This window comes from Streptococcus infantis (assembly GCF_047465185.1).
In the GTDB taxonomy this organism is placed as follows: Bacteria; Bacillota; Bacilli; order Lactobacillales; family Streptococcaceae; genus Streptococcus; species Streptococcus infantis_O.
This window is the reverse complement of the sequence record NZ_JASHAJ010000002.1, coordinates 422,270-435,429: the sequence shown is the minus strand read 5'-3', so window position 1 is coordinate 435,429 and position 13,160 is coordinate 422,270. Positions and strand designations below refer to the sequence as shown.

Here is a 13,160-nt window from a genome sequence, read left to right as displayed (position 1 = left end):
AAAAAATAGACAAAATCTATTGTTTTTCCTTTCAAGCGTGATATAATAAAATTATAAAACGGTTCCAAGGAAGGTGACGTGATGTCAGAAGAAACAATAGACTACGGAAAAGTGACAGGAATGGTACATTCGACAGAGAGTTTTGGGGCGGTAGATGGTCCCGGGATTCGTTTCATTGTCTTTTTGCAGGGCTGTCAGATGCGTTGCCAGTATTGTCATAACCCGGACACATGGGCGATGGAAACCAATAAATCTCGTGTACGAACAGTAGACGATGTTCTAGAAGAAGCGCTTCGTTTTCGTGGTTTCTGGGGAGATAAGGGTGGAATTACGGTCAGTGGAGGGGAAGCTCTCTTACAGATTGATTTCCTAATTGCTCTCTTTACAAAAGCAAAAGAAAAAGGAATCCACTGTACCTTGGATACTTGTGCCCTTCCATTCCGTAATAAACCGCGTTATCTAGAGAAATTCAATAAACTAATGGCCGTGACAGACTTGGTTCTTCTTGATATTAAGGAAATCAACGAAGCACAGCACAGGATTGTAACCAGTCAAACCAATAAAAATATCTTGGCATGTGCTCAGTACTTGTCAGATATTGGGAAACCTGTTTGGATTCGTCACGTTCTTGTGCCTGGATTGACAGACCGTGATGAAGATTTGATTGAACTTGGGAAGTTCGTAAAGACTCTCAAAAATGTTGATAAGTTTGAAATCTTACCTTATCACACGATGGGTGAGTTCAAGTGGCGTGAACTTGGCATTCCGTATTCGCTTGAAGGCGTTAAACCTCCAACAGCAGATCGTGTTAAGAACGCTAAGGAACTAATGGATACAGAGAGTTATCAAGATTACATGAAACGTGTTCATGGATAAAAAAAGAAGCCTGATGGGAACATCGGGCTTTTAAGTTTACACAGATAAATATAGATAAGGCTAAATTAAACAAAATAAAATTTTTATGATTTATATGACAATACAGATTTTATAAAGATTTAAAATCCTGAAAAAAATCCGAAAATTATTGATTAATATATACTTGTTTCAAATGATACAACAAATTGAATAGGAGAAATCTATGGAACAAAGTATTACCATTAAAAATCTATGTAAGTCATATGGTCAAACTCAAATTTTAAAAGATATTTCTTTTGAAGCAAAAGCAGGAAGAGTAACTGCTTTCCTAGGTCCAAATGGAGCTGGTAAAAGTTCAACCTTACGTATCTTATTAGGATTAGACAAAGCAACATCTGGTCTTACCAAAATTGGAGATCAAACTTATAAGGAATTAAAATTTCCTCTAAAGACTGTAGGAGCTTCATTTGACAGTGTCGGTGCTCCTGATGATCGGACTGTTTATCAACATTTGAAAATTGTTGCTGCTAGTAATGGGATATCCAGTCAGCGAATTGAGCAAGTCTTGGATATGGTGGATATTAGCCATAAGAAAAAATCTAAAATTGGGAAATTATCATTAGGAGAAGGACAACGCTTGGGAATTGCAACAGCTCTATTAGGAAATCCTCAATATCTGATATTGGATGAACCGACAAATGGTTTGGATCCAAGAGGAATTCGGTGGTTTAGAGAGTTTATAAAAAAACAAGCTCAAGAAGGAAAGACCGTCTTGCTATCATCTCATATATTATCGGAAGTGGAAGCAGTGACAGATGATGTGGTCATCATAAATAAAGGCAAAGTTCTTATAAAAGGGACTTTACAAGAAGTGATGAGAAATCTTTCTTCACTGGAGGAAGTTTTCTTTAGTTTAACAGAGGGAGGAAAGTGACATGGCACTTATTTACTCTCTTCATTCTGAAATATTGAAATTACTTTATAAGAGAGCTACTCATGTTGTACTATTCTTGATACTAGTATTTCAAACGTTTTTAGCAGATATTGGTGCTTCTCAAATTGTTTCAGTTGGTATCCATGCTACACCAGAGACAAATCCAGAGTTAGTAGAAGCTATTCCACCTATTGAATTTTTAGGATTTGATGTTACTCTAATTGGCATTTTTTTTATGATTATCTTAGGCTCAATCTACGGAGCTGAAGAGTATAAAGATTCTGCTATTCGCACAAGCCTCCTCTCTAATACGAGTCGAATTACTCTCCTAGTTTCAAAGACATTAATTTGGCTGGTATTTTCTTTTGTCATTTCCTTCCTATCAATATTTCTGACGATTAACATGACACATTATGTTTTAGGACAAGATGGTTTATTGCTTTTTTCACTAAATGGGACAGTTTGGTTCTATATGTTTTTGGACAGTATAGCTTGGACATTGTTGGGACTTTTAGCCTATATTCTGGCTTTAACATTTAAAAAAGCCCTTGTTCCCCTATTGTTTTTGCTTCCTCAAGTCTACAATTTAGGAACATTCTTAGCCGACCATATATCAATTGCAAAATTTCTTCCAGTTTCATTGAGCTATGGACTGATTGCTACATCTCCACAAATGTTAGAACAGAATAGTTTACAAAATATTTTGCTTTTACTTTGTTGGAATTTGTCATTCTTGGCTTTGGCAATTTACCGCGTACTTCAGTCAGATATTGGAGGAGGAGAATGAGTTGAAAGAGCAATTTAAATGTGAGTATCTCAAGTTTATGATGAATCCTTGGCATTGGTTGATTATAGGTGCTCTATTACTTTGTGTTCCGCCGATGGTTATTTTTTTAAACAGTAAACCAGATCAGTTGACCCTACACTTTGTTTTGGAACAACTACTGCAAAGTCTCTATTTAGGACAGGCAGGTTTTATTAGTCTAGCTGTACTATTTATAGGTCAAGAATTTACAGGTTCTAGCCTTCGTACAAGTTTTCTTACATGTCCAAATCGTTTAAAATTTATAATATGTAAAATAGCTATTGTGTTATGTGTGGAAATTGTATTATTGCTAGCTGTAATATCAGTATGTATACTATTTGCTCAAGGATATTACAATATCAATCTTTTGAGCAATATTAAAAATGTTCTAACAGTTCTATTTCCAGTTTGTATTTCTATTTTAACCTTCTCTCTTTTAAGTGGTATTTTTGTATTTATTTTCCGATCTTTTACCTTAATGTTGGGAATAAGTTTATCACTTTTATTGGGGCTAGGGCAAATGTTATTACAATTCAGTTCTTTATTTAGAAATTTACCCTTACTAGCGAGTATGAACTGTTACTATATCCATCCTTTATCACTTTATTATCCAGTGTGGCAAGGCTTAGGGATACAAATAGTATGGTTATTAATTGTTTTTGTATTTGCTACATTGATACTTAGAGAAAGAAATGTACGCTAAAGACAGGGGTTATCCTGTCTTTTTCTCAGTTAATGATATAATATAATTTAGGAGCGTGAGTTATGGCTTATAAAATTTTAGTGGTAGATGATGATCTTGATATTCTTCGTCTAATAAAAAAGGTACTAGAATATGAAAAGTATGAAGTAGTCATACGAAATAACATAGAAGAGATTGATCTTTGTGATTTTACAGGATTTGACTTGATTTTATTAGATATTATGATGCCTGTTAGTGGTTTAGAAATTTGTCAGATGATTCGCAATCAGATAACTGTTCCTATCTGTTTTATAACTGCTAAGGATATGGATGAAGATTTGGTGGTTGGAATCAATGCAGGCGCTGATGATTATATTATGAAACCTTTTAGTATGCAGGAGCTTTTAGCGCGTGTAAAAATGCACCTACGTCGTGAAGAACGGACTAAAGGAACTGTGCATCAGATAAAAAGTGGGAAGCTTGTACTATATACTGATAGTAAGGAACTATTTATAAAGAATAATAAGGTTCCATTGACAAGTAGGGAATTTGATATTGTCAGCCTTCTAGCAAGTCACCCAAATAAAATATACTCAATTGAGGAAATATATAATTATCTATATCCACAAAATTCAGAAGCTCTTTTACGTTCGGTTTCAGAGTACATTTATCAAATTCGTCAAAAGCTGAAACCATATCAGTTAAATCCAATTAAAACCTTGTACGGTGGAGGATATCAATGGGTAGAATCAAAAGTTTTAGACAATTAATTCTAGAAACTTGTTGGAGAATTATTTGGCAGTTTGGTCTTGGTTTGTTATTAGCTTATCTTATTCCCTTAGCTTCTGTATCCATACAAATAATGGAGGATGGGAAGCCTCTTGAAAATAATGATGTTCAATCAATTTTTTTCAATGTGTCATCATGGATATATATTTGTGTTTTATTGATTATTCTAATAAGTTATCACATTGGCAAATTGTTGAAAAAACTAAGTTATGAAATGAATTTGATTTATGAAAATAGTATGTGGCTAGAAAGCGAATGTACAGAAAGATTAACAGTTAAGGAATTTCGTGAGACAGGAAATCGAATTATTGTGATGCAAGATCGTATTCGACAGCTATTAGATGATGAGAAGCAACAGAAAGAAGATTTGATGTTTCAGGTTTCAGCAGCTTCTCATGATTTAAAGACACCTCTAACTATCATCAAAGGGAATGCAGAGTTTTTGCACACTTCCACTAAAGATGAGCAGTCTAAAGAATGTTTAGCAGATATCGTTCGTGCTAGTCAACGCTTACTAGATTATTTTAATCAGTTGATTCATTATTCTAAAACTTACTATGATGATGAGGCAGACTGGACGGAGTATTCCTCTTCAGATTTTATCGATGAATTAAAGAATGAAATCTCTTTTTTGATAAAAAATCAGATGAAGTTTTCTTTTGAACAAAATTTGAATGGAACTGAAAGCTATTATATAAATCCATCTCTTCTGATTCGTGCAATACAAAATATTTTAACAAATGCTTTGGAGTATGCAGATAAACAGAATCCTAAAATTAAAATTAGAGTAGAGCAAGAGGGGAAGGAATTGAAAATAGGTATATGGAATAATGGCTCTGAATTTCCAGAAGAAGTTTTAAATAATTTTGGGAAGCTCTTTTATCGTATGGATAAAGCTAGATCGGTTAAAGAGCAACATTATGGTATTGGACTTAGTTTTGTATGTAGAGTTGCAAAACTGCATAAAGGACAAGTAGAACTGAAAAATAGAGACGAGGGAGCAGAAGTTATAATGAGTCTCAATTGTATTAAATCAAAGTAATTGACTTACTAATTTGTTGCCATAGGATTTAAATAAATTAAGATGTGAAAGTAGATAATAAAAACGAGTGAAGATAAGCAGTTAATGAAAACCATTTATCTTCATTCGTTTTTTAATTATTTGATAATACACGTAGCTTTATCTTGAATGTTGTTTACCAGCATTGCGTTTTTTGTTTTTCTTCTTGTTAGAAGTTGAGATTACTGCTGCTGATTCAGGAGTCACATCCTTGCGAGCGCCTGAAGTTTTGCTTGCTTTTGGTGGGTTCTTTGCAAATTCTTCGCGTACTTTTTTGCGAAGTTTTGGACGAATGATGTAGTTGACGATGAATTGTTGAAGGATCATCATGAAACCACCGACAACCCAGTAAAGTGTGACACTGGCTGGGGAGAAGATTGAGAACATGACAATCATCAACGGACTCATGTAAATCATTTTCTTGAGTTGTTCTCTTTGAGTCTCGTCTTCAACTCCGTGTAGAGAAAGGAGTGATTGGATGTAGTAGAGAACACCTGCGCAGGCAATGAGAATCCAACTTGGAGAACCCAGTGCAATACCTAAGAAGCTAGCTTCAGAAACACCTTCTGTGTGTTGAGCAGCAAAGTAGATAGCAGAGAAGAAAGGCATTTGAATGAGGATAGGGAAACATCCTACACCACCAAACATACTAATACCATGCTCTTTTTGAGCAGCAAAGAGAGCTTGTTGGGCTTCTAGTTTTTCTTCTTGAGTCGTTGCTTCTTTCAGACGAGTCTGATGTGGCTCAAGGACATGCTTGAGGGCGTTCATCTTCTCAGAGTGAAGGGTAGCCTTCCATGATTGGTAGATACCAAGTGGAAGGATAATCAAGCGGACGATAATAGTTACGATGATAATACCAACACCGAAACCGAGACCTTGGTCATTGGCAAAGTATTTGATAGCCTCTGCCATAGGCGCTCCGATGGTATTCCAGATAAATCCGGTTGGCTGACCTGTTGCTTTATCAACCTGGACACAACCTGTCAATGCTAATAGCATAGCCACTCCCATGATTGAGAGGCCGATTCGTTTAATTGATTTCACTGTTTTTATTCCTTCTTTAAAAATTATACCTTTCTATTCTACTGTTTTTTTTGAAAATATACAATAGTTCTAGAGACCTAATTTGCGACTTTGAAGTCGGAATAGGAAGGAAAGTTGCTCAATTGGACGTCGAGATAGGTCACTTTTGAGAAAGGAGTTGGTCCTTTTCGGATCTCTTGGATGAACTTAGCCATGATAGCAGAAGATTCTGCTTGGGCAAGAATTTCGACGGTTCCGTCATCGTTGTTCCAGACCCGGCCGGTGATTCCGCCTAGTTCGAGCGCAAGGGTATAAACACCCCAGCGGAAACCAACGCCTTGGACGCGTCCCTGTGCGATCATTTTGACCTTTTGCATACTAAACCTCCTTGATTGTGTTATAATACTCCTATGACTATTATAACCTCTAAAGCGAATTCTGTGGTAAAAAATGCCAAGAAATTGCATCAAAAAAAATATCGAAAATCTTCTTATTTAATTGAAGGATGGCATTTGTTCGAAGAAGCTATTCAGGCTGGTGCAAAGATAGAGAAAATATTTGCTCTAGTAGAGTATGGAGATAAACTCGTAGATTATCCTCAGACTGTCTTTGTGACAGAGGAAATCTTATTTGATTTAGCAGATTCCCAAACACCTCAGGGCATTGTTGCCATTGTTCAAAAGGAAGAGGAGCAGTTGCCGGATTTGACCTCAAGTAAATATCTTTTCTTAGAAGATGTGCAGGATCCTGGAAATGTGGGGACCATGATTCGGACGGCAGATGCGGCAGGTTTTTCTGGAGTCATCGTTTCAAGCAAGTCGGCTGATATCTATAGTCTCAAAACACTTCGTTCCATGCAGGGCAGTCATTTTCATGTACCAATTTATCGGATGCCTGTTGAAACATTTGTAGAAGAGGCGAAAAAGAGTCATTTGCCAATTCTAGCCACTACCTTATCCCAAAATTCTAGAGATTATCGTGAGCTTGCTCGACTAGAGAATTTTGCTTTGGTTATGGGAAATGAAGGGCAGGGCATTAGTCCATTCATGACAGATCAGGCAGACCAACTGGTTCACATCAGCATGAAAGGGCAGGCGGAAAGTCTCAATGTTGCCATTGCGGCAGGCATACTCATGTTTTATTTGAGTTAAATCAATTTATTTTTGTTATAATCAGTAAAAAGATTTCATAAGGAGAAAAAAGATATGAATCAAACAATTATTCAAGAACGTTCTGGTTTGAATCAATTTTATGCAAAAGTTTATGCTTTTGTAGGGATTGGGATTGCCTTATCTGCAGTTGTTTCAGCCTTGATGTTAACAACCTTCCAAGATCTTCTTGTTCAGTTAATGCTTAACGCCCGCATATGGTTAATTGTCACAGGAATTGTAGAAGTAGCTCTAGTGATTTTTGCGAGTGGTTTAGCGGTAAAGAATAGTCCAGCAACCTTTCCAATATTCCTGCTCTATTCAGCGGTCAATGGTTTTTCACTAAGCTTCATTGTGTCGCTCTATCTTCCCGGGACAGTTTTGACAGCCTTTATCTCCAGTGCAGCCCTCTTCTTCGTGATGGCTATCGTAGGAGTAGTCATCAAAAAAGATTTGAGTGGGATCGGTCGTGCTTTGATTGCAGCCCTATTTGGTTTGATACTCGCTATGGTTGTCAATATCTTCTTAAATAGTGACCTAATGGATTACATTATTAGTATTGTTATGGTGCTTGTTTTTGCAGGTCTCATTGCTTGGGATAATCAAAAAATTCGTTATGTTTACGAAGAGTCAGATGGTCAGGTCGCTACAGGTTGGGCAATTTCTTTAGCACTTAGCCTCTACCTCGACTTTATCAACCTCTTCCTTAGCTTCCTACGAATCTTTGGACGTGACGATTAATACTTTTAGAGCTCAAATGAGCTCTTTTTTAATTTTTACTTTCATTTTTACTAACAAAAGGGTATAATCTTTTTATTATTCAAAAGGAGGAACGTATGAAGAAAAGTTTTATCCATCAGCAAGAAGAGATTTCCTTTGTGAAAAATACCTTTACCCAATATTTAAAAGATAAGTTAGAAGTAGTAGAAGTGCAAGGACCAATCTTAAGTAAGGTTGGAGACGGGATGCAGGACAACCTTTCAGGTATTGAAAATCCAGTTTCAGTTAAGGTTTTGCAGATTCCTAATGAAACCTATGAAGTGGTGCATTCACTTGCTAAGTGGAAACGCCATACCTTGGCTCGTTTTGGTTTTGGTGAGGGAGAAGGCCTCTTTGTTCACATGAAGGCCCTTCGTCCAGACGAAGACTCACTAGATGCGACTCACTCAGTTTATGTTGACCAGTGGGACTGGGAAAAGGTAATTCCTAACGGGCACCGTAATCTAGCCTACCTCAAGGAAACCGTTGAAAAGATTTATAAGGCCATTCGTTTAACAGAGTTGGCAGTTGAAGCCCGCTATGATATTGAGTCAATCTTGCCCAAGCAAATAACCTTTATCCATACTGAAGAATTGGTAGAACGCTACCCAGACTTAACTCCAAAAGAACGTGAAAATGCTATCTGTAAGGAATTCGGTGCAGTCTTCTTGATTGGTATCGGTGGTGTATTGTCAGATGGGAAACCTCATGACGGACGTGCACCGGACTATGATGACTGGACAACAGAATCTGAAAATGGCTACAAGGGCCTAAATGGAGATATCCTTGTTTGGAATGATAATTTGGGTGCAGCCTTTGAGTTGTCTTCAATGGGGATTCGTGTCGATGAAGACACTCTTCGTCGACAGATAGCTATTACAGGAGATGAAGACCGCTTATCTCTTGAATGGCATAAGGCTCTCTTGAATGGACTCTTCCCATTGACAATTGGTGGAGGAATTGGACAGTCTCGTATGGCCATGTTCTTACTTCGTAAGAAGCACATCGGTGAAGTTCAAACCAGTGTTTGGCCACAAGAAGTTAGAGATACTTACGAGAATATTCTTTAATCAATCGAACCGAGAGGTTCGATTTTCTTATTTCATCAGAATTTGGTATAATATACCTTATGAAAATCGTATCAGGAATCTACGGAGGACGTCCTTTAAAGACCTTGGACGGGAAAACAACGAGGCCGACATCGGACAAGGTCCGAGGGGCTATTTTCAATATGATTGGCCCTTACTTTGAAGGAGGGCGTGTGCTAGATCTCTATGCTGGTAGTGGGGGCTTATCCATTGAAGCAGTTTCAAGAGGGATGTCCAGCGCTGTCCTAGTTGAGAAGGATCGCCGAGCACAGAATATTGTGGCAGAAAACATTCAGATGACCAAGGAAACCTCTAAATTTCAATTATTGAAAATGGAATCCAGTCGCGCATTGGAGCAAGTGGATGGTGTCTTTGATCTCATCTTTTTGGACCCTCCCTATGCAAAGGAACAGATCGTATCCGACATTGAAAAAATGGCTGAGAGAAATCTTTTTTCAGAAGATGTCATGGTGGTCTGCGAGACCGATAAATCAGTAGAGCTTCCAGAAGAAATCGCCTGTTTAGGCATCTGGAAGGAAAAAATATATGGGATTAGTAAGGTGACGGTTTATGTCAGATAAAATTGGGCTATTTACAGGTTCGTTTGATCCAATTACCAATGGTCATTTGGACCTTATTGAACGCGCAAGTAAGCTCTTTGATAGATTGTATGTGGGAATTTTTTATAATCCACACAAAAATGGATTTTTACCGATAGAAAGTCGGCTAGAGACGGTTGAAAAAGCGGTGGGACACCTTAAAAATGTCCAAGTCATTGCCTCTCATGATGAATTAGTCGTTGATGTTGCTAGAAAACTGGGTGTCCATGTTCTTGTTCGTGGTTTGCGTAACGCTGCGGATCTTCAGTATGAAGCCAGTTTTGATTTTTACAACCATCAATTAGCAGGAGAGATTGAGACAGTCTATCTCCATAGTCGCCCAGAGCATGTTTACATCAGCTCTTCAGCTGTGAGAGAACTATTGAAGTTTGGTCAAGATATTAGCAAGTATGTACCAAATGCTGTCTTAGAGGAGTTAAAGAATGAAGAAAAAAACTAGATGGCCCATATATTTAATCATCGGGCTCATTATCACTTTTATAGCTTTTACGGTACCACTTCCTTATTACATTGAGGTGCCAGGGACTTCAGAAGATATTCGAAAGGTTTTACAAGTCAATAACCAATCTGACCAAGAAGAAGGTTCCTACCAATTTGTAACAGTTGGAGTTAAGCACGCTAGACTGGTTGACTTGGTTTATGCTTGGCTAACACCTTTTACGGACATACATAGTGCCAAAGAGATGACTGGTGGTTCGTCAGATGCGGAATTTATGCGAATCAACCAGTTTTACATGGAAACTTCGCAAAACATGGCCAAATATCAAGGTCTGAAATCTGCTGGTAAGGAAATAGAGCTCAAATACCTAGGGGTATATGTTTTGACTGTGACGGATAACTCGACTTTCAAGGGAATTCTCAATATCGCTGACACCGTGACGGCTGTAAATGATAAGACTTTTGAGAGTTCTAAGGAGATGGTCGACTACGTCAACTCTCAAACTCTAGGTGACAAGGTTAAGGTTACTTACCAAGAGGATGGGAAAGTTAAAACGGCTGAAGGGAAAATCATTACTCTTGAAAATGGGAAAAATGGTATCGGAATTGGTTTGATTGACCGCACAGAAGTATCAAGTGATGTGCCAATCAAGTTTTCAACGGCTGGCATTGGTGGTCCGAGTGCAGGAATGATGTTTAGTTTATCCATCTATACGCAAATTGCAGATCCAACTCTTCGAAATGGCCGTATCATTGCTGGTACAGGAAGTATCGACAGAGATGGGAATGTTGGCGATATTGGTGGGATTGACAAAAAAGTTGTTGCTGCAGCAAAAAAGGGAGCGACTGTATTCTTTGCTCCTAACAATCCAGTAACGGAAGAAGCTAAAAAGGCCAATCCCAATGCTAAAAGTAATTATGACACGGCTGTAGAAGCTGCTGAAATGATTAAAACGGACATGAAGATTGTTCCAGTTAAAACGCTTCAAGATGCAATTGACTACTTGAAAAACAACCCCTAAAATACGGTGTGAGTCCATAGACTAGCGTAGAAAAAGAGAAGATGGTATAATAGGCAGATGATTCAATTGTTTTTTACCCTCAGTAGTCATATGTTTTTTGTCTACCTGGTTTTTCAACTCTTGAAAGATTTGGTCAAATGGGATCAAATTTTGAAGGTGACTAAGGACAATGCGAGGAAGGTACGACTTTTGGTCGTATTGTGTAGTATCGGTTTAGGATATCTGATTAGCTCTTTTTTCCTAAATCTCTACCAATTATGGCAAGAAGCAGTACGGACATTATTCTAAACTCGAAAGTAAAGGAAAATAGTTATGGAAAAAATTGTAGTTCGAGGTGGCGATAATCGCCTTGTCGGAAGTGTCACTATCGAGGGTGCAAAAAATGCAGTTTTACCCCTACTTGCGGCGACGATTTTAGCAAGCGAAGGAAAAACAGTTTTAAAAAATGTTCCTATCTTATCAGATGTTTTTACCATGAACCAGGTCGTTCGTGGTTTAAATGCCAAAGTAGACTTTGATCAAGAAGCACATATTATTGAAGTAGATGCAACAGATGACATCACAGAAGAAGCACCTTATAAGTATGTCAGCAAGATGCGTGCTTCAATTGTAGTCTTGGGTCCAATCCTAGCTAGAGTTGGTCACGCTAAAGTTTCGATGCCAGGTGGCTGTACAATTGGTAGTCGTCCGATTGACCTTCACCTTAAAGGTTTGGAGGCAATGGGAGCTCAGATTACTCAAACGGCAGGTTATATCGAAGCTAAGGCGGACCGTTTGCACGGAGCTCACATCTATATGGACTTTCCAAGTGTTGGAGCAACCCAAAACTTAATGATGGCTGCGACGCTTGCTGATGGAGTCACTGTTATTGAAAATGCAGCACGTGAACCTGAAATTGTAGACTTAGCTGTTCTTTTAAATAAGATGGGAGCTAAAGTCAAAGGTGCAGGAACAGAAAGCATCACCATCACTGGTGTTGAAAAATTGCATGGTGCAACACATAACGTTGTACAAGACCGTATTGAAGCAGGGACTTTCATGGTTGCCGCTGCAATGACAGGTGGAGATGTCCTAATTCAAGATGCTATCTGGGAACACAATCGACCATTGATAGCGAAATTACAGGAAATGGGTGTTGAAGTCATTGATGAGGATGAAGGTATCCGTATCCGTTCTCAACGAGACAAACTAAAAGCAGTTCATGTTAAGACACTTCCGCATCCAGGGTTTCCTACGGACATGCAGGCGCAGTTTACTGCTCTTATGACGGTTGCTCAAGGAGAATCGACTATGATTGAGACAGTCTTTGAGAATCGTTTCCAACATCTAGAAGAAATGCGTCGTATGGGCTTGCATTCTGAGATTATCCGTGATACAGCTCGTATTGTCGGAGGTCAACCTCTCCAAGGGGCAGAAGTGTTGTCTACAGACCTTCGAGCAAGTGCAGCCTTGATATTGACAGGTTTAGTGGCCGAGGGTGAGACAGTTGTTGGAAAACTTGTCCATTTGGATAGAGGCTATTATCGTTTCCATGAAAAATTAGCTCAGTTAGGAGCTAATATTGAACGGGTAAGTGTGGAAGCTGATGAAGATGAATAAACAAGGATCTTATGTATTACGTAGATTCCTACTAGTTATAATTGTCCTACTTCTAGGGGTCTTAGCACTTGGAATTGGCTTGATGATTGGCTACGGTATCTTAGGCAAGAGTCAAGATCCATGGGCAATTTTAGCACCAGAAAAATGGCATGAGTTAATTGCGAAATTTACAGGAAAATGAGAGTGGGACAGAAATCGGTAATTCGTTAGAATTCGATTTCGTTGTCCCACCTCCGCACAGTTGAGTAGGGATGTAAAAGCTGATGAAATCAGCGTAGTAGAGTCCACTCAGCCACTGCGTCTTGATCGACAATCCAAAGACAATTGAGAGGCTA

General features: G+C 38.3%; 17 protein-coding genes. 15 read left to right on the top strand and 2 right to left on the bottom strand.

Features of this window, described 5'->3' with window-relative positions; all coding sequences use genetic code 11:
- Positions 1-81: 81 nt before the first annotated feature.
- The 6 genes from pflA (at position 82) to QM382_RS05610 (ending at position 5,107) form a co-directional block, all read left to right on the top strand.
- Entirely contained in the window at positions 82-876 is a 795-nt protein-coding gene (gene pflA / locus QM382_RS05635; RefSeq protein WP_303407238.1) for a pyruvate formate-lyase-activating protein, read from the top strand.
- A 202-nt stretch (positions 877-1,078) separates the two neighbouring features.
- Positions 1,079-1,789, top strand: a complete 711-nt coding sequence (locus QM382_RS05630) for an ABC transporter ATP-binding protein (protein ID WP_016466865.1) — start codon at positions 1,079-1,081, stop codon at positions 1,787-1,789.
- A 1-nt stretch (position 1,790) separates the two neighbouring features.
- Complete coding sequence (locus QM382_RS05625; RefSeq protein WP_016466864.1) at positions 1,791-2,576, top strand: ABC transporter permease; 786 nt, start codon at positions 1,791-1,793, stop codon at positions 2,574-2,576.
- A gap of 1 nt (position 2,577) precedes the next feature.
- Entirely contained in the window at positions 2,578-3,297 is a 720-nt protein-coding gene (locus tag QM382_RS05620) for an ABC transporter permease (RefSeq protein ID WP_414272719.1), read from the top strand.
- A gap of 62 nt (positions 3,298-3,359) precedes the next feature.
- Positions 3,360-4,046, top strand: coding sequence for a response regulator transcription factor (locus tag QM382_RS05615; protein ID WP_016466862.1), 687 nt, complete (start codon positions 3,360-3,362; stop codon positions 4,044-4,046).
- Positions 4,016-5,107, top strand: a complete 1,092-nt coding sequence (locus tag QM382_RS05610; protein ID WP_414272718.1) for a sensor histidine kinase — start codon at positions 4,016-4,018, stop codon at positions 5,105-5,107. The genes QM382_RS05615 and QM382_RS05610 overlap by 31 nt, the downstream gene beginning before the upstream one ends.
- Positions 5,108-5,245: 138 nt before the next feature.
- Here the strand turns inward: QM382_RS05610 and yidC are convergent, their stop codons facing one another.
- Together yidC and QM382_RS05600 are read right to left on the bottom strand one after the other, a co-directional pair.
- On the bottom strand, positions 5,246-6,172 hold the full coding sequence (yidC, locus tag QM382_RS05605; RefSeq protein WP_016466860.1) for a membrane protein insertase YidC: 927 nt from the start codon (positions 6,170-6,172) through the stop codon (positions 5,246-5,248).
- 77 nt (positions 6,173-6,249) lie between these two features.
- Positions 6,250-6,528 carry an acylphosphatase gene (locus QM382_RS05600; protein ID WP_001174501.1) on the bottom strand — a complete coding sequence of 93 codons (279 nt, stop codon included), beginning with the start codon at positions 6,526-6,528 and terminating at the stop codon, positions 6,250-6,252.
- A 33-nt stretch (positions 6,529-6,561) separates the two neighbouring features.
- On the opposite strand from QM382_RS05600, the gene QM382_RS05595 reads away from it, so the two are divergent.
- The 9 genes from QM382_RS05595 to QM382_RS05555 all read left to right on the top strand — a co-directional run bounded on the left by QM382_RS05595 (position 6,562) and on the right by QM382_RS05555 (position 13,006).
- Positions 6,562-7,302 carry a TrmH family RNA methyltransferase gene (locus QM382_RS05595; protein WP_414272717.1) on the top strand — a complete coding sequence of 247 codons (741 nt, stop codon included), beginning with the start codon at positions 6,562-6,564 and terminating at the stop codon, positions 7,300-7,302.
- Between the two features lie 54 nt (positions 7,303-7,356).
- A complete protein-coding gene (locus tag QM382_RS05590; RefSeq protein WP_195183719.1) occupies positions 7,357-8,040 on the top strand; it encodes a Bax inhibitor-1/YccA family protein in 684 nt (227 codons plus the stop codon).
- A 95-nt stretch (positions 8,041-8,135) separates the two neighbouring features.
- Positions 8,136-9,128: an aspartate--ammonia ligase gene (gene asnA / locus QM382_RS05585; RefSeq protein WP_414272716.1), complete on the top strand. Its 993-nt coding sequence runs from the start codon at positions 8,136-8,138 to the stop codon at positions 9,126-9,128.
- Between the two features lie 59 nt (positions 9,129-9,187).
- Positions 9,188-9,727 (top strand): 16S rRNA (guanine(966)-N(2))-methyltransferase RsmD, encoded by a 540-nt coding sequence (gene rsmD / locus QM382_RS05580; RefSeq protein ID WP_049494510.1) that lies wholly within the window; start codon positions 9,188-9,190, stop codon positions 9,725-9,727.
- The gene (coaD, locus tag QM382_RS05575; RefSeq protein WP_004251661.1) at positions 9,717-10,205 is read left to right on the top strand and encodes a pantetheine-phosphate adenylyltransferase; all 489 of its coding nucleotides are present in this window, start codon (positions 9,717-9,719) and stop codon (positions 10,203-10,205) included. The genes rsmD and coaD overlap by 11 nt, the downstream gene beginning before the upstream one ends.
- Positions 10,189-11,226, top strand: a complete 1,038-nt coding sequence (locus tag QM382_RS05570) for a SepM family pheromone-processing serine protease (protein ID WP_414272715.1) — start codon at positions 10,189-10,191, stop codon at positions 11,224-11,226. Before coaD ends, QM382_RS05570 begins: the two co-directional genes overlap by 17 nt.
- Before the next feature lie 57 nt (positions 11,227-11,283).
- Positions 11,284-11,514, top strand: coding sequence for a DUF1146 family protein (locus tag QM382_RS05565; RefSeq protein WP_033587493.1), 231 nt, complete (start codon positions 11,284-11,286; stop codon positions 11,512-11,514).
- 24 nt (positions 11,515-11,538) lie between these two features.
- The gene (gene murA / locus QM382_RS05560; RefSeq protein WP_414272714.1) at positions 11,539-12,825 is read left to right on the top strand and encodes a UDP-N-acetylglucosamine 1-carboxyvinyltransferase; all 1,287 of its coding nucleotides are present in this window, start codon (positions 11,539-11,541) and stop codon (positions 12,823-12,825) included.
- A complete protein-coding gene (locus QM382_RS05555) occupies positions 12,818-13,006 on the top strand; it encodes a DNA-directed RNA polymerase subunit beta (RefSeq protein WP_195183716.1) in 189 nt (62 codons plus the stop codon). Before murA ends, QM382_RS05555 begins: the two co-directional genes overlap by 8 nt.
- Positions 13,007-13,160: the final 154 nt, after the last annotated feature.